This is a genomic window from Paenisporosarcina sp. (assembly GCF_049671445.1).
Classification (GTDB): domain Bacteria; phylum Bacillota; class Bacilli; order Bacillales_A; family Planococcaceae; genus Paenisporosarcina.
This window is the reverse complement of record NZ_JBATUX010000118.1, coordinates 299,214-316,975: the sequence shown is the minus strand read 5'-3', so window position 1 is coordinate 316,975 and position 17,762 is coordinate 299,214. Positions and strand designations below refer to the sequence as shown.

Genomic DNA, 17,762 nt, shown 5'->3' with positions numbered 1-17,762 from the left:
TTTCTTTTTTACAAGCTTCCCAATTTGATGAATATACCAATTTACATCACATTCATTTTCGCTGAAATGGGCAAGAGCAGAACTAATTACTCCGACGGTATTTCCTCGAAAAGCCTTTTCTCCTTCTTTATATGTAAATTCGGTTTGTTCCCCTTCAAAAGTACCAAAATTACTAGGTTGATCAATATGGAAAAGTTTAGAAACAAACTCATCAAATGAGGAAGAGAGTTGTTTTTCAATTTCCTGTTCAACGTCTATATATATAACTGGAGGATTTTCATTAACCTCTCGATAATCAAGAGCAATCCATGTATGCCCATCTCCGCATAACAAGACAATGCGTTTAGGCAATCCCCATTCCTTAATAAAATATCTGGATTGTTGTATTCCTTCCCTTTTATTTTCTCCAATTCCAAGTAAATAATCGACTGCTAAATGGTCTTCGTCTTCGAAAGAAACGGGAAATGCATTGAGATAAAGAGAACCCCCATTTTGCTCTTTTAATAATTTTATATACGAATCAGGTAGTTTTACTTTAAGTTCGCTTTGAGCTGACTCGACTTTTTTAAGTGTCAGTGGATTCAATTCATATTGGTCTAGCACTTCATAATTCCAAACTTGTTTCATTATTATTACCCCTTCCATATTTTTTAATTATATAGAAAATTTGGCATATAAAAAGTTTAATTAATAACTTTATTTTGCGAAGGAACAATTTACTATGATTGAGGAAAGTCGATATAAAAACTTCATACTTATTAATGTTAATCTTTAGATATTTTGGATCAATAAATGGTATTTCTCAGTAGAATAGTCAACTATTGATTTGTAAAATCTAAGATAAAAGCTTTGTTACATACAATAGAATAAGCTCTCAGACATTTCATCTGAGAGCTTATTCTTAATGAAGTGTTTCAAAAAAAACACGTAAAATTATATTATCGAGATTTATTTCCAAGATTGTTCCTGACAAATGAACATGTTATTTAGAAGTGTAAAAACGGAACATTTTTTTAAAATTTATATACATGAATATGACTTCAAAAGACAAACTAATACGAACCTAAATTTAGAAAGGATGATGTAATGTGGGCAGAGATGAACATAAATCGTCAAGTAATAGCAAAAACACTTTACCTCAAACGCCAAAAAGCCTAAAAATCCCACCAGGTCGAATAAAAGAAGAAACCGCGAGTGAATTTGCAGAGATTGGTACCAAAGCATTGAAAGTTCTAAACAAATCCACTCACCAAAAAATTAAACCAGATGGTATTAAAGCAGAACTTGCTAGTGAATTTGCAGAAATAGGTACCAGATCGTTGAAAGGTAAAAATACATCTATCCAATACACAACAAAAAAAGAGTAGCCTACTAACGAAGTGAAAAAACATGAAATCAAAAATGTAATTTTAACAAATTAGCACCCACCTTACATACCTCAAGTATTGAGTGGGTGCATTTTATCAAATCACACTTTATCTAAAAAAATAGCGTTATGAGTTGCATTTTCTATCTTAGCTGCCGATGTCCCAACTTTTCTTCAAATCCTCCGTAAACAATCGCTATTTACGCTCCATTCCAAAACAAACATTCGAAGATACATAGCCATAAGTATAAGCAGCCGAGGCTTCACCCTTTAACTAAAGAAGAATCAATTATATGTTTAATAAAAAGAGAATACCTCTACTTTCTCGTTGTATCTTCTATAATCCAATCTACAGCACTTATTAAGTCAGGGAAAACAGCATCGGCAAGCGGATCACTCTGACCTAAGAATACACCCTTTGTACCTGCCTTTTTCCCTGCGATAATATCTGTATCGGTGTCTCCTACCATATAGGATTGGAATAATTCAATATCATACTTTTTACTGAGATCTGTAATTAATTTGCTGTTTGGCTTGCGACAAGCACAACCCGATTTTGGTTTATGAGGACAATAAGCCACGCCATGGATAATTGCCCCTTCCTTCTTTAATTCAGAAAGCATATGGTCATGTATTTTATTGAGCTCAGTTTCCTTCATGAATCCCAATCCAACTCCACCTTGATTAGTTACCACAAAAATGAAATCAAAGAAAGGATTTAACTTTTTAATTGCTTCTGGTACACCTGGTAAGAAGTATAGCTCATGTGGCTTATTTACAAATTTAACCCGATCTGTTAGCACTTCATTAATTACTCCGTCACGATCCAAAAATATAGCCTTCTTCATTAACATCACTCCTTTATTGAGCAAATTCTAGATCGAACTCAAAGTTTTAATTGTTCTTTCCCTGTATTGGAGATTTCTGAACCATTTAATGGAGATTTACGATTCCTCCCAATAATTAGGTTGTCAGCTCAGGATTTATGATTTAAATAATTTTTTCAATGGTTATGCTCTTGATCTGGGTTTTCTTAAAATCAAAACGATTATTATTACTAATAGGCTCACTACAATTGACTCGTATGCATTCTCTCTAATACTAGATCCTACTACTATTAACTCGGGATTAAATAGTAGTAAAATAATACCAATGCCAATTGCTTCTGCAAATTTGTTTATAAACGTTTTCATAAGAGTTATTTCCTCCCTTCTTCTTTTCTATTTCATAATGCAACTCAAGAAATAACCCTATTACATATTTTATTTTATATACTGTATTTACGATTTGATAAGTTTAAGGACAAATCTATTATTAAAACTATTAATTCAATAGTAAATGAAAATGGTTATTTGCTTATATTATTAACATCTAATTTAACTTTTATACATACTTTCAAAAAAAAATTGAATGTAACGAAATTCTAAAGTGTTATATTCGATTAAAAATTAAAAATTGCGATAAACAAACCTAACAAAAAACGCCTTGAAACGGCGATTTAACCGTATCAAAGCGTTTATATCTTTTATAAAGTTAAATCAGATGACTCTGGAATAACTACAGGCACACCTGCTTTTAATAATACTTGGTTTCTTCCTAATAACTGGCCAAGTAACAACATAAGCACTCCCGTACCCAATAGTATCCACTCAACTTTTACGACATCTGCCATGGGCCCGAAAATGAGCATTCCTATCGGCATCATAGATGTAGCAATCATCCCAAATACACCAAATGTTCTACCTAAGTAATCACCCTCGACTCGCTCTTGGATTAATACCGTCGACGGAGTATTGAAGATTGGCACTGACACACCGAATATCGCCATGAAGACTAAATACGCCCAAAATAGTGGGATAACCCCTAATCCAATCGTACAAATCCCCATTATAATAGTGGCAATTGTCATCGTATGCACTTTGTTTGAAAAGCCTCCCCACGAAGCTATAATACCTCCCCCTACCATCATTCCAATTGAAAAGGCTATTTCAATTGCAGTTAATCGCCATACCTCATCACCAAAGCTCCGAACCACTTGTAATGGAGTTAAAAATGCAGCCGGTGCCATCAAAACAAAAAACAATGCGAAAAACAAAAAGAATGTTTTCAAAAAAGCATGGTTATTAATATAGGTTAAACCTGCTTTGAAATCATCAAGATAGCTTGAGGTTTGTACCTCGGATGCCTTTGCATGAACCGGTACTTTTAAGAATACGAGCAAAGTTACAATTGCAATAGCTGCAGTAACCACATCTATAAAGAAAATGATTTCTAATGAAGCCATTGTCAGTAATGCCGCACTTGCCATTGGAGAAACGAACATAATAATAGCCTGTATACTTCCGTTTGTTCCGCTTACCTTTGTCAGTTTGTCCTCTGGAACAATTTGCGGCAAAATTGCCCCTACGGCTGGACCTTGAATACCAGTTCCTATTGCTCTAATAGCTGACATAGCAAACAATAACCAAACATCCTCATATCCCATTAAAAAGACAATTACCATTATAAGAGTTGCAACAGCAATCAGTCCATCCGATAAGATAATGAGTACTTTTCGATTGTATCGATCTGCCCAGACTCCTGCAAAAGGCGATAATATAAAAGTAGGGATGAATCCACATAATATAAACAACGTCATCATCATTCCAGATTGTGTAGTAAGTGTAATATGCCACATAATCGCATATTGAACCAGTGAGGAACCAAAAAGTGATATCGTCTGGCTACTTAAAAAGATAATAATATTCTTTTTCCAATTTTCATATTCCGTATTCATCTTCTTCACGACCTTTTATGTATTTTACTATTGAAAAATGGTTTATTTTAAACAATTCAAAGTGATTAAATATATCACCCACTATATTCAGATGAGGAAAAAGGATAGAATCGACCTCTCTGTTTTGATAAAAGTAAAAATAAAGGTTGCCTATTGAGTCAATATTATCGCATTTATGCCAAACTTTTGTAGAGTGAATGATTTTCCTTGTTCATTTTACGGTTAAATGATTGAACTCTAAGTCCCAAAGGTGCTGCCAAAAGAAAAATTTTCATTTCTATATGTGAATTTCATTTTACCATACCTTTTTTATCCTATATTCTCACTTTTTGTGTTCACGCTCATAGTACAAAAAAAAGATACTAAAGAGATTATTACAATCTCTTTAGTATCTTTTATCAGTAGTCTCTTACTTCTTCTTAAGGTTAATATTCAGTTTACCTGCTGCAGTTTCGCGTGTTTCATTTTTGAAGCTATCCACAGCTTTCACTTCAATCACTGCACCTTTAGCAACTGTTCCTTTTGTAGCTGTATAATATCCAACATAGTGGCCGTCAGATTCTTCCATCATTGGCATCTCTGTTGCATTTTGAACTTGAGCTCCAAAATCTGTTAGGGGCATATGGATAACGAATGATGCTTTTAATCCTGGCTCACTATCAAATTCAATTTTTACGCTTTTTCCTGTTTTCAGGTTGACATCTTCGGCTGGTTTTACGTTTTCAATAACTGGCGCAACATATTTGGCAGTAATAGTAACTGTTTTCGAAATACTGTTCTCTGCTAAATCCGTTGCGACTACAGTTATTTCATTTTCACCAGCATCCAATAGAATACGTTTTGAATAACTACTTTCTTCGACAGCAGCATCTTGACCGTTTACTGTTACAGAATCAAGATTTTCATCTTCGACAGTACCTTGTACTGTTACCGTTTCCCTATTCGTTTTATCGCCATCTATCGGGCTATCGATTGTAAGTTCAGGGTTCATTGTATCCAAAATTACTGTGACTGGAGCAGATTCACCTGTAACTCTACCATCGAGTATAGAGACTGCAGTAAATTCATTTGATCCTTCTGTTAATTCAGTTGGGATGGCGAATGTACCTTCATCTCCTACTACTACAGATCCCACTTCTTCACCATTATTTTTTAACTGAATAGTTGTAGTAGGTGAAGCAGTTCCTTCTATTGTAATAGCTGAATCATTTGTTGCTAAGTCATCTGTTGGTGAAGTTATGACTGGAGTATTTACTTCATAACTTACTCGAGCACGGATCATGTAGTTACCTTCCGCTGCGGGTGAAGGTGACCAGGTACCAGAAACTCCTTGGTAACTTCTTTCTGCATTTACTCCATTTTCATCAGTTGCTAGACCTGGTGTGTTTGGATTCGCAAATGTTTGTCTGTAGACCATGTAGAAGTCACCATTCACAACAATGTTATGATCTGATAAGTCGACTACTGTCCATTCACCGTTTCGTAATGCTGTTGCATTGATTGTTCCTGTAAGATTTCTACCAGGTGCCCCGTCAACACCACTTGCATCCCAAACTTCTACTGCAAACTCTGTACCACCTGGGACTGGCCATTCAGTATCCCAGAAGCGGAATACGCCATCAGTAACAATACCGTTTTCTTTTCCTTCAGGAAGTGACATTTTTACTGCCCAAGCATTGCCTGCTGCATTAAAAGCACGAGCATTTTCAGCTGTTCCATCATCATAACCAATTTCGCCGCCTGGATATGTGTAGAACGGCTCTAGAGCAAGGCTTAATTCAAGTGCATCTTCACTGATTGTAACTGGTGCTTCTTGACCATGATAGCCACGAGCAATAACTTTTAACGTGTAATCTCCTTCATAAGCTGTGATTGAATAGTTACCTGATGCATCTGTTTCAACAGGAGTGATGTTGGCATCTTCAACTAGTAGAACAGTAGCGCCTTCAACTCCTTCGCCTGTCGATTCATCAGTAATGGTTCCGCTTACTACATTTTGTGCCACTTCATCCAATGTGAAATCCGCTTGTGCTGTTTCATCAGCTGAAACTTCCACAGTTTGTTGAGTAGTATGGTAACCGTAGGCTTCTGCTTTTACAGTAAATGTTCCTGGAGCATGCGTGATTGAATAAGTGCCATCTGCAGGGTTTGTATAAACTGAACGCCCTGACTCAAGTACGCTAACTTGCGCTCCTAAAGGTAATAGTGTCGGATTGATTGGTGACTCAGACACTGGTGCTTCTTCTTTTCCAGTCACGATTGGTCTGATTTTCGTTGGGTCAATCGCTTCTTTCATTACTTCTTTTTCAATATTCTTGATTACTCCAAGGCTCTTTCCATTTTCATTCTTAGCATCATTTCCCCCTTTTGCAACATCACCACTTTGTGAACTATCTGCTAATGCTACATCATCAATATACCAGCCATCTCTTAGTACACTGCCATCAGAGAATGCGTGGAATGCTAAGTAAACTCGTTGATCGCTATACTCTGACAAGTTTACTTCTCCATTTAACCATGCCCCTGATTCTCCTTGGAACATTTGTAATTGTGTCCACTCTTGTTGATCTGTGGAAACAAAGACATGACCGTAATCCCAAGCTCTTCCAGATGAAGATTGTTCAAAACTATGCCAATGTTTGAACTGCAGGTACGAATCACCTTCTGGTAAATCAACTGGAGGTAACACAAGTGTTGCGTTCATACGATTATCATAAGTCCCATCTAAATTAGTTGCATATACTTTTTCACCAGAAGCCGCATTTCCTGGTCCAGAAGTTGGAACGCCCCACTCCCAGCTGTCCATTTCACCGAATGAAGTCCAGCCAGTGTTAGAAGTTTCAAAATCTTCAAAGTATCCAACCGTAATACCCGGTTTAACTTCAACTGAGTATTCTTCACTGTTTACAGCATTGTTTCCAAAATCATTGATTGTCCATTTGTAAGTTAATGACTCACCTGATATAGCAGCTCCTGGAATTGTTACAGCGTACTCACCAGATTTATAATCACCCGACTGACGAATTGCTTCTAAATTTTGCCATTCACCATTTTCCTCTAAATAACTTAATTCGACGGAAGCTACACTGACATTATCTGTCACAGAAATCGTCAAGTCCAAATCCAATCCTTCATATGTTTCAATAGGAGAACTATGTTCAAAAACAGGAGCTTCGTCATCTTCCCCTTGTTTAGTAACTTGCCCGGCAATTTTTCCAATACCATTCATGATAGAAGATACAGCTTCATAAGCATCAACTAAACCGTATCCATACCCATGATTCGGTGTTTCTGGATATTGCGTGTCAGTTAACGGGATTGCTGTATCAAGTAAAATCTGTTCCATTTCATCAACGCTCAAATCAGCGTTAACTTGGCGCAACATTGCCGCCACTGCTGATATAGCTGGTCCTGACATTGATGTGCCATTCCAGCCACCCTCATACCCACCACCCGGTACAGAAGAACGGATGTTGACACCCGGTGCCGAGATATCAGGTTTGATTTCAGCATAAGGTGAAGGTCCTCTTAATGAGAAATTCGCTACTGCATTGTTAATGTCAGTTGCACCAGTTGCAAAAGATTCCGGGTAGTTTGCAGGTGATGCAACCGAACCAGCGCCTCCGGGATTAGATGCAGTCGTGTTCCCTGCTGAAAATTCAGGGAAAATATCTGCTGCTCGCCAGTTGGTTACTACATCACGATACCATTCGTCAAGACCCGGTCCCCCGCCCCAAGAGTTGTTGACAACATCTGGTGCCATGTCTACACGTGCATTTCCTTCTGAATCTGTTGGAGCTAAAATCCATTGTGCAGCTTCTAATAAATCCACATCTGTACCACCATTTGCAGCAAATGCTTTAACAGAAATGAATTTAGCTCCAGGTGCTACTCCAACCTGGTTAGAGCCGTTTGTTTCGCTACCTACCATAGTTCCTGTTACGTGCGTACCATGACCTAAGTCGTCATAAGGTGTAGCTTGTCCAGCAGTAGCGTCAAACCAGTTGAAGTCATGATCAGCTTGACCTGTTGAAGCATTATAACCACGGTACTTTTCTTTTAATGCCGGATGATCCCATTGAACACCCGTATCAATACTTGCAACTACAGTACCGGATCCATCAATACCCATTGCCCAAACGTCATGAGCTTTAACTCTCGACACATTCCATTCAACGTTGGCAACTTCAGATTCAGGGGCCAAAACATCTTCAGTTTTCGTAGTGTATAGTTGACGAGTTTCGTTTGGAAGCACTTTTTCAACTTCTGGAAATGATGCTACCTTTTCTGCAACTTCTTTCGTTGCTGTTACCGCCATCCCATTTACAATATAATACGAATTAATATCTTTAACATTTCCCTTAGTTTCTTCGCTTTCAAGATACTGTTTCACATTTTGCTGTTCTTCAAGAGAATTTGCCTTTAACTCGGATACAATCGCTGAACGTTTAACGAGTAACGATTTTTTGGAAGGTAAATTTGCTTTTTCGGCACTTTCCCTAGCTGAAGCTGCAATTTCTTGCGTATCCACTTTTTCCTTGAACTTAATTAAGAAGGTTACTTTCTCATCATCTTTAAAATTCGATAATAACCGATCACTAATCTTTTCCTTTGCAATTAAGTTCGAATTATAAACCGATTGGTGTAAGTTACCTGTTGCTTCCGCACTCGCGACTCCAGGTGCAATTAATGAAAACGTCATGAGTAAAGAAACAGCCATGCTGAACGACTTCTTAGAATGAATTTTCTTCGTCATCTTCCTTCCCCCTTTTAATATCAACCATTTCTTCCCCTTCGTAAAGCTGTTCGTCATTTACAAGCATTTAAAAATGACCACATAAAAACACCTTTGCCCCCTTTCCTAAATAGTCATTTAGGTAAACAGTCTCAATGGTGTAAATCGTGAACCTCTAGTTGTTAGTTAAACTATATAAGAATGAAAGTAGTTTTTCTGTCATATTTTGTCGTAGATATTCCAGGTTTTTAGAATTGAGATTTAATTACCATACTCAATTTTTTCACAATAGGTAAATTGAAGTGTATGGAGCTTTGTCAAACATATGTAAATTCGAATAAGAAACATGGTATTACTAGGTTTATATCAATTGATAAATTTATTAATAAACTGAGATAATTTATCCACTATATTAAAAATGAGTATTTAGTCCTTAAATCGATGAAATATCGACCATAAGAACTTCATCGTAAATTTAATGATTGCATTACATTTAGCCTATTTTTCTTTATTTATTTTCCAAATTTCAATAAATAATTTTACTAATTATTCAAGTTTTTCATGTTATTTCATTAAAATTCAAACCCTATTAATTGGAGATATTTTATTTGCTCTTTTTAGCATTTTCTAAATAAGATTGTTTGATAAGCATGTCTTTCGAACTATATTAGCAATATTTTACAATGACGCTATTATTAATTGATAAACTAATTAATTACCACATAAGCAAAAAAGAGACCAAATAAGTGATTTTGTCACTTTTTGCGTCTCTTTTTATTTGCATTTATTCTCTTGAAAAAAATCTAGTTGATTTTTTCAAGAAATTCATGTAACTCTTTAACGCTAGATAATGTGTAATTCGATTTAATCGTTGATTCCTTTGCCATCTCTTCAGTTGTAACACCTGATAATACTAGAATCGTAGTTAGGTTAGCATTGTTTCCCATAAGTATGTCTGTCTCCAATCGATCCCCAATCATAAAGCATTCATTTGCGGGCATTTGTAGAACTTCTTCTAGTACGAGATCAGCCATAAGTCTGGAAGGCTTTCCGCCAATTTCCGTGATTTCCTGTCCAGTAGCAGCAGTGAAAGCACCCATGATAGATCCGCAGTCTGGCACCTCTCCTCCATCAACCGGACAAGTCCGGTCTGGATTAGTCGCAACGAATTTTGCACCGTTCTTCCATGCCTGATACATATTATTCAGTTTATCGTAAGTAAATTGGCGGTCCCAACTAACAACAACATAATCAGCATCCAAGGGGTTATTTGTCATCGAAATATTTGCTTGATTTAACTCATCAATTAACGGTTGCTCACCGATAACATATACTTGATCTGCTGATTCCGCATACTTTGTCAAATATATGGCTGTAGCATAACTTGAATTGACAATTTGATTGACTGTCACATCGAACCCAAATTTCGTAAGTTTGGCATGATAATCTTCTTGAGACGCAATTGGTTTATTCGTTACAAATACTACTTTATGTCCGTTAGAAATCAAATAATTATATGTTTCGAGTGCACCATCAATCAGTTTATCACCAAGGTAAATCGTTCCGTCGAGATCAAAAATATAGCCTGCCATGCTTTGGCCTCCTTCAGTTATCCAATTAGCTAAGTATATTAGATATCTACCCTTTTTCACTGAAGTCATGCCATTATTTATAACTGTTAATATAAAAAACGCTTAACCGATTTTTCGGCTAAGCGTTTTATATTTTAAGTGTTGGTTTTTTGAAGTCTTACGTCTTTCTTACTTTTCAGATTAGACTTTTTAATTTAATTGATAAATACGTCCGTATTTCTCTTCTAAATAATCCACTAAATAAGTAGCATTTAATCCTTCGCCAGTTGCTTCTGTCAGAATTTCTAACGGCTTCTTCATGCTCCCATGACGGTGAACTTTATCCGTTAACCAATGTTTAACAGGTTCTAAGTCTCCAGTTGCACAAAGTTCGTCAAAGTTTGGAAGATCCTTTAACATCGCTGCTTTCAATTGAGAGGCATATAAGAATCCAAGTGCATATGACGGGAAGTAGCCGAATGCTCCGCCTGCCCAGTGAACGTCCTGTAGGATTCCTTCCGCATCGTTTGCTGGTCGAACTCCAAAGTATTCTTCATATTTATCATTCCAAATTTGTGGAAGATCTTCTACTTTCATATCTCCATTAAATAAGCCTTTTTCGATTTCATAACGAATCATGATATGAAGTGGATACGTTAATTCATCAGCTTCGATTCGAATAAGTGATGATTTTGATTCATTAATTGCTGCTAAGAAATCTTCTGCAGAAACAGCACCGAATTGTTCAGGTGCATAGCCTTGGAGTGTTTCATAATTGTGTTTCCAAAAATTCTCATTACGTCCTACAAAGTTTTCATAGAACAAGGATTGTGATTCATGTATGCCCATCGATGTACCTGTAGATAGTGGTAGACCTTCTAATTCGGCAGAAATATTTTGTTCATATAAGGCATGACCACATTCATGTATCGTGCCGAAAATCGCAGAACGGAAATCATTTTCATCATATTTTGTGGTAATTCGGACATCCCCACGATTTAATCCTGTCGCAAACGGATGAACCGTTTCATCTAAGCGCCCAGCTTCAAAATCATATCCAAGCTGTTTTAAGATGTCTAAGCTAAATTGTTGTTGTTTGTCTTTTGGGAAATGTTTAAATAAGAAATCGGTTTTCGGTTGATTTGGCGATTCAGCAATTTTTTTCGCTAAAGGTACAATTTTCTTTCTCAATTCACCAAATACCTCATCAAGAATTTCTGTTGTCATTCCTGGTTCGTACTCATCAAGAAGTGTGTTGTAAGGATTGTTGTCTTTAACTCCCCAGTATGAAACAAACCTTTTGTTCGTTTCAATAATTTCTTTTAGGTATGGGAAAAACATTGAGAAATCGGATTTTTCTTTAGCCTCTTCCCAGACAGATTCTCCTTTTGAAGTCAAAATTACGTAAGCTTTGTATTCTTCAGCGGGAATCTTTTTGCTCATGTCATATTCTTTTTTTACTTTTTCAACCGTTTTTCTTGTAATTGAATCCAAGGCATCTAGGTTTTTGCCAAGCTCGTCTAGCATTACTGCTAACTCGTCTGAAGTTTGCATACCAAATACTTCAGATGACAAAGTACCAATGACTTGTGAACGTTGATCGACTCCTTTTTTCGGAGCTCCTGTACGTAAATCCCAATACATCAATCCAATTGCTTCCATGTAAGCTTGCATCTTTTTAACATAATCTAAAAATTTCTCTGTCATTTCCATGTCAATTCCCCCAATACTTATCAAACATCTTCTTCATTTTAGCATAAAGACAGAAAACTATGATAAATATAAAGGATATGCTCCACGATACTGTTGTTAGTGAAGTACGAATTTACACTTAGCTTGGTTAGGTTGTGAAACAAGCGTTAGCGCAAATTACGATTTATAACATTGCAACCTAGTCGAGGATTTATTATAGATGAAAATCATTTATATAGTTTATCCTAGATATTATTTAGCATTGGTTATTTATGTTAAAATATTTATAAGGTTGTAAAGAATTTCACTTAGACTATCGAAGTAGTTTAATTAATTAGAAAGGCCGTTAAATGCAGTTCAAAAAGAAGGGATGTCTTAACGATGGATTTCGAAATAGTTATGCAGGAGTTGGAATCACTTGGTAGTGAGCGAACTAAAAAAACTTACATTAGAAATGGTGCTCATGAGCCCCTATTTGGCGTGCCTACAGGAAAAATGAAGCCGCTCTCAAAGAAATTTAAGAATAACCAACCTTTAGCAGAGCAACTTTACTCAACGGGAAATTACGATGCTATGTATTTTGCAGGCATCATTGCGAACACAATAACAATGACTGCGTCGGATTTTGAGCGTTGGATAGATGCGGCGTATTTTTATATGCTGTCGGATTTTGTGGTTTCAGTCACCTTGGCAGAAACTGAGATTGCGCAAGCTGTTTCCGATAAATGGATTGCAAGCGGTGAAGAACTTAGAATGTCAGCAGGATGGAGCTGTTACTGCTGGCTATTAGGTAATCGTCCAGATGCTGAATTTAACACAAGCAAACTTTCAAATATGCTTGATCAGGTGAAAATGGCGATCCACGATTCTCCTGACCGAACGAAATCCGCTATGAATAATTTCATCTACACAGTCGGTGTTTCATATTTGCCACTCCATGATAAGGCGGTTGAAACCGCAAAAGAAGTAGGACCAGTCGAAATTAGACAGGGCACTAAAAAAAGTAGTATCTTACTTGCTTCCGAAAGTATTCAAAAACACATAGATAGAGGTCCGCTTGGTTTTAAACGCAAACATGTAAGGTGTTAAAATAAGTTATTGTTTCACAATGCGATGATTGCTGACAAGCTGGAAATCGATGATATTCAGCAACATTCGTATTAGTTACAGAAGAACTACTGAAAAATATATATTCTGTATTATAAAACATTAACCCTTCAATTACTAAAGAAACCATTTTGATTTATCTTTTTCAAAATGGTTTCTTTTTGTTTGCTGCTAATTAAAGACTATTCTTAGTCTACATAATAATAAACGCTAAATTACTGATCTCACAACACAGCAAATCCAAAAAGGACTTTCTTTAAGTCCCTAATGAAAAAAAATTCGAGAAAAATGCGTATTTTTTTCTCCACTTAATTTGAACGTTACAATCAGTTATTGTTCTGTTTTGCACATGATGAACTTATGTTTGATTGGAGTGGAAGGCGGCGACTCCAGCGGGAATAGCATGAGCTGAAGACCCCGCAGGCGAGCTTGCTCGTCGAGGAGGCTGAGGCATGCCCGCGGAAAGCGTCCGGCTAGAACGGAAATTAACCTCTTTAAAAATAGAAAAAGAGAACTGCCCTTAGTCATATGTCATGACTTTTAGGACAGTCCCTTTCTGATTAACTCCAATTAACTTCGACAGGAAGCACATGTGTAAATGAGTCACTTAATTGTTTTTCCTCATCCGATAGCAGTAAATGAATTGAACCATGATCTGCTGACGTACGAATAAGTCGGCCAATCCCTTGTTGAAGGCGGAGTAACATAAATGGTAAATCGACTTCATTAAACGGATCGTTAGAGAATTTTCGTTTCGCATCAAATAATGGATCATGTGGCGGGAATGGTAAATCATAAATAACCACACGAGTTAATGCTTCCGCAGGTAAATCGAGCCCTTCCCATAAATGGTAAGAACATAAGGTAGAGATTTCTCCTGCTTGGAAATCACGAACAATGGATGATAATTCTCGCTCACCTTCACATGCCATATTCAGTCTTTCTTCAAACGGCAGTGAGTTTTCAAAACTGATCATATCCTGTTTCGACTTGAACAATATTAGAGTTGGTTCATTTGATTGCGCTAGAAGTTCTCTCGCTTTTCGAGCTTTAGTCGCAGATTCAACAGAATGCCCATAAATTTTCATGACTTCAGCGTAATCAAATGGTGAAGCTACACTGAATGAATGGTATTTATCAATACCGAGTGCATCTGAAATGTACGTAAAGTCTTTATTAATCGACAACGTTGCAGAGGAAAATACAACTGGTAGTTTACTTGTAAATAATTTCTCATTTAAGATGTCTGTTACTAGACGTGGCATAATTACCAAAGTCTCAAGACCATCTTTTTCTTCTACCCAATCCACTGCATCTCCGTTTTGCACAAATAACTGCAAAGAAAATACATATTGTTCTAAATACTCTTCAACCATGCGAAGATCGTATTCATCTATTGTATAAAGTTCAGACTCGAATACAAATTCTTCTAGTATTTGTTCTACTAATTTAACAAGGTCTTTACCTATTTTCAAAACAAGTTCAGTTTTCGTAATATGCAGTCGTTCGCCTTCTCCATATGCGTGAACTAGTAATTCTTTAAAGAAGTCATCATGTGTGTCTTGTAAGGTCTCAAGCAAGCGTAATGTTTTTTCACGAACACCATCTGTAGCCACACGATCAATTAGAGACACGAGTGTTTGGCTTTGCACTTCATATGTCAATGCACGTTGAGCTGCAAATTCTAATAGATGTCCTTCATCTAGTACAATCATCGAAACATCAGGTAATAATGGCATTTGTCCTTCACGTACACGCGATTCTTTTGTCCAAATATGCTCCATCAAGAAATCATGAGAACAGATAATCAAATCTCCTGCTTCACGGTAATTTTGGCGATGAATCGTTTGACCACATCGGTTTCGAATATCACACACTGCACATTGTTGAATCGGATGATAATTCACTTTTTGCCAATCTTCATCACTCACATCTGGAAAAGCACTTCGCTCCCCGTATGGAAACACGGCTTGCAAAGATTGATGCCCATAAACAAAATCAGGAATTCCATCTTCTATTTGCTCAATGAAGTCCTCGTCATTCGTTTTTTGCTCATGCTCAAGTCTCTTTAAGCATAAGTATTGATCTCGGGATTTTGCCAATCGAACATCAATATTCCAACCAAGTGTATCTTGCAGTTTTTGAATATCGCCTTCTTTTTTCACGAGTTGGTCAATTAATGTTTCATCTGCACATGAAATCAAAGCTGGCTTACCAGTATAACGTGCATACGAAATAGCTGGTAGTAAATAAGCGATGGTTTTCCCTGTTCCTACGCCAGCCTCTGCAAAAAGAACACTTTTTTCTTTTAATGATTTTTCAATTTGATAGGCCATGAATATTTGCTCATCGCGACACTCAAACCCTTTTTCAGGTAGTTCATCATAGAGTACATCACCCATCCAATCACCAAGTGATTCGAAAAATGAACGGTCTTTTGAAAGTGTAAATGGTAAAGTTTGTTTCATAGTGTTCTCCCTTCAAACGATAAGAAAACGGATAGGTTGACCTATCCGTTTCAAGTACTATTGACGAGGCTTTTTTATACCCCAATATTGATAATAATTAGTTTCAATAAATCCATTAAATAATTTGCGTTTTTTTGTTGCTTTACGACCATAATTCGATTCAAAGTCTGCCATTGAAGACAACATATACACAGACCACGTTGGATAACTATCCATTATGCGTCCCATATCATCAATCATTTCTTCAATAACTTCTTTTTCTCCGATACGTTCTCCATATGGTGGATTTCCAATCATTACTCCATCTACAGAAGTTGTTGTAAAATCACGTAATTGACGTTGTTTAAATTGAATTAAATCAGCAAAGCCAGCTTCAATCGCATTTTTCTTTGCCACTTCAATCATGCGAGGATCTAAATCAGTACCCATGATATCTAAATCCTGATCATAGTTAGCTGCTTCTTCGGCTTCTAAGCGTACTTCTTCCCAAATTTTCTTTGGCATCCATGGCCAGTCTTCACTAATAAAACTTCGGTTATACCCCGGAGCTAAGTTTTGACCAATCATCGCAGCTTCAATAGGAATAGTCCCAGAACCACAGAATGGGTCTACAAACGGACGATTTGGATTCCACTTAGAAATATACACTAGTGCAGCCGCAAGTGTTTCTTTTAATGGGGCTTCCCCTTGATCCAGACGGTATCCACGTTTATGTAAACCAACACCACTTGTATCAATGCTTAATTTCACCACATCTTTAAGTATACTCACTTCAATCTTAAATGTTGCACCGGTTTCGTCTAAAAATCCAATTCTTTTATGTGCTAATTTTAATCGTTCCACAATTGCCTTTTTCACAATAGCTTGGCAATCCGGCACACTAAATAATTTTGATTTCACAGATTTTCCTTGTACTGGGAACGCTGCGTCCACAGATAAATACTTCTCCCACGGAATCGCTTTCGTTTGCTCGAACAATTGGTCGAATGTGGTAGCTCTAAAATCTCCAGCAATGATTTTAACGCGGTCAGCAACTCGTAGCCACATATTGGCACGCGCAATTGCTCGCTCATCACCTTCAAAATAAATTTTACCGTTTTCAGTTTGGGTTTCATATCCCAATTTTTTTACTTCATCTGCCACAATAGATTCTAAACCCATTGCCGATGTTGCTACTAATCGATGAGTCGTCATCCTCTCATCCTTTCTTTTAACATTCATTCATAATTTTTGCTTAAGTATTAAGAAAAGCTCTCCGAAGTTAGTGGAGAGCTTGTTTAGTCAAAGTATACCCATTAGAAAAGCCAATAAGCCATGTTTTGTTATCACGTACTCAAACGGCCTATGCCTCGTACAAGTGAGTAGTAATCATCTATCTACAGACTAAGTCTGTCTCTCAATTCGTTAAATTCCTGCATGAGAGTGCCCCTACCATAATTTGGGTTTCTCGCTCGTGGGGTTTACCTCGTTCCACCTGAAACGTTTCCGAGTCAGCTCCGTCACTGTGGCACTTTCAGAGAACCTAGACCATATCCGAAGACTTAGGTGTTGTTCCCGCCGTCAGCTTTTACACTGCCTTAGCTTATTTTTTCGCTAAGCACGAACACTACGGTCATCTCAGAACCGTGCGAGCATGGACTTTCCTCTACAACGTCAAGCGTTGCAGCGATTACCTGGATTATCTAATTGGTTTCTTCATTATACAAGGTTTTTGCTTCAAAATCAATCCACCACTAGATGTTGAATTATTCGTACAACTTGCTTCCAAAAACATGTTTCTCAAGATTAGAAAGTCTTTTTAGTATATCAAAGTTAGTCGTACCAGTTGATGGAGGTGCAACTTGACGTCTTGGTGCATCTTCAAGTTCACCAATTAAACGTCTGTTTTCAGACTGCAACGTGTCAATTTTTTGCATAAACGAATTGTAATCTTGAATAACATCATCTAAAAATTGATCTACTTCATCTTGATTATATCCCCGTATACCGGTTTTAAATTCTTTTTCTAAAATGATTTCAGGAGTTAATTTCGTATCCATTTACATCG

At 36.9% G+C, this 17,762-nt stretch carries 11 protein-coding genes and 1 other RNA gene; 2 read left to right on the top strand and 10 right to left on the bottom strand.

Annotation, left to right across the window (positions count from 1 at the left end; all coding sequences use genetic code 11):
* Positions 1–627: SMI1/KNR4 family protein (locus tag WBG45_RS15575; protein WP_424415994.1), on the bottom strand; the 627-nt coding region annotated here is incomplete at its 3' end.
* 461 nt (positions 628–1,088) lie between these two features.
* Here WBG45_RS15575 and WBG45_RS15570 point away from each other — a divergent pair.
* Positions 1,089–1,367, top strand: coding sequence for a YfhD family protein (locus tag WBG45_RS15570; protein WP_024534801.1), 279 nt, complete (start codon positions 1,089–1,091; stop codon positions 1,365–1,367).
* Positions 1,368–1,683: 316 nt separating this feature from the next.
* Here the strand turns inward: WBG45_RS15570 and WBG45_RS15565 are convergent, their stop codons facing one another.
* From WBG45_RS15565 to WBG45_RS15545, 5 genes are all read right to left on the bottom strand, one after another.
* Positions 1,684–2,214: a D-glycero-alpha-D-manno-heptose-1,7-bisphosphate 7-phosphatase gene (locus tag WBG45_RS15565; RefSeq protein WP_424415992.1), complete on the bottom strand. Its 531-nt coding sequence runs from the start codon at positions 2,212–2,214 to the stop codon at positions 1,684–1,686.
* Positions 2,215–2,891: 677 nt separating this feature from the next.
* Positions 2,892–4,142, bottom strand: coding sequence for an MFS transporter (locus tag WBG45_RS15560; RefSeq protein ID WP_424415990.1), 1,251 nt, complete (start codon positions 4,140–4,142; stop codon positions 2,892–2,894).
* Between the two features lie 409 nt (positions 4,143–4,551).
* Positions 4,552–8,898, bottom strand: coding sequence for a S8 family serine peptidase (locus WBG45_RS15555; RefSeq protein WP_424415988.1), 4,347 nt, complete (start codon positions 8,896–8,898; stop codon positions 4,552–4,554).
* Between the two features lie 782 nt (positions 8,899–9,680).
* Entirely contained in the window at positions 9,681–10,469 is a 789-nt protein-coding gene (locus tag WBG45_RS15550) for an HAD-IIA family hydrolase (RefSeq protein WP_424415987.1), read from the bottom strand.
* A gap of 189 nt (positions 10,470–10,658) precedes the next feature.
* On the bottom strand, positions 10,659–12,161 hold the full coding sequence (locus WBG45_RS15545; RefSeq protein ID WP_424415985.1) for a carboxypeptidase M32: 1,503 nt from the start codon (positions 12,159–12,161) through the stop codon (positions 10,659–10,661).
* Positions 12,162–12,521: 360 nt separating this feature from the next.
* Here WBG45_RS15545 and WBG45_RS15540 point away from each other — a divergent pair, with 360 nt between their 5' ends.
* Positions 12,522–13,229, top strand: coding sequence for a DNA alkylation repair protein (locus WBG45_RS15540; protein ID WP_424415983.1), 708 nt, complete (start codon positions 12,522–12,524; stop codon positions 13,227–13,229).
* A 578-nt stretch (positions 13,230–13,807) separates the two neighbouring features.
* Here WBG45_RS15540 and WBG45_RS15535 read toward each other — a convergent pair.
* The 4 genes from WBG45_RS15535 to gpsB form a co-directional block, all read right to left on the bottom strand.
* Positions 13,808–15,715, bottom strand: coding sequence for an ATP-dependent DNA helicase (locus WBG45_RS15535; protein ID WP_424415981.1), 1,908 nt, complete (start codon positions 15,713–15,715; stop codon positions 13,808–13,810).
* A gap of 57 nt (positions 15,716–15,772) precedes the next feature.
* Positions 15,773–16,909 (bottom strand): THUMP domain-containing class I SAM-dependent RNA methyltransferase, encoded by a 1,137-nt coding sequence (locus WBG45_RS15530; RefSeq protein ID WP_424415979.1) that lies wholly within the window; start codon positions 16,907–16,909, stop codon positions 15,773–15,775.
* A gap of 109 nt (positions 16,910–17,018) precedes the next feature.
* Positions 17,019–17,396: RNase P RNA component class B (gene rnpB / locus WBG45_RS15525), an RNA gene on the bottom strand.
* A gap of 64 nt (positions 17,397–17,460) precedes the next feature.
* Positions 17,461–17,754 (bottom strand): cell division regulator GpsB, encoded by a 294-nt coding sequence (gpsB, locus tag WBG45_RS15520; RefSeq protein ID WP_024534812.1) that lies wholly within the window; start codon positions 17,752–17,754, stop codon positions 17,461–17,463.
* Positions 17,755–17,762: the final 8 nt, after the last annotated feature.

Coding starts and splice junctions, on each gene's coding strand:
- WBG45_RS15565 (WP_424415992.1), bottom strand. CDS start 2,214: ATGAAGAAGGCTATATTTTTGGATCGTGACGGAGTAATTAATGAAGTG.
- WBG45_RS15560 (WP_424415990.1), bottom strand. CDS start 4,142: ATGAATACGGAATATGAAAATTGGAAAAAGAATATTATTATCTTTTTA.
- WBG45_RS15555 (WP_424415988.1), bottom strand. CDS start 8,898: ATGACGAAGAAAATTCATTCTAAGAAGTCGTTCAGCATGGCTGTTTCT.
- WBG45_RS15550 (WP_424415987.1), bottom strand. CDS start 10,469: ATGGCAGGCTATATTTTTGATCTCGACGGAACGATTTACCTTGGTGAT.
- WBG45_RS15545 (WP_424415985.1), bottom strand. CDS start 12,161: ATGGAAATGACAGAGAAATTTTTAGATTATGTTAAAAAGATGCAAGCT.
- WBG45_RS15540 (WP_424415983.1), top strand. CDS start 12,522: ATGGATTTCGAAATAGTTATGCAGGAGTTGGAATCACTTGGTAGTGAG.
- WBG45_RS15535 (WP_424415981.1), bottom strand. CDS start 15,715: ATGAAACAAACTTTACCATTTACACTTTCAAAAGACCGTTCATTTTTC.
- WBG45_RS15530 (WP_424415979.1), bottom strand. CDS start 16,909: ATGACGACTCATCGATTAGTAGCAACATCGGCAATGGGTTTAGAATCT.
- gpsB (WP_024534812.1), bottom strand. CDS start 17,754: ATGGATACGAAATTAACTCCTGAAATCATTTTAGAAAAAGAATTTAAA.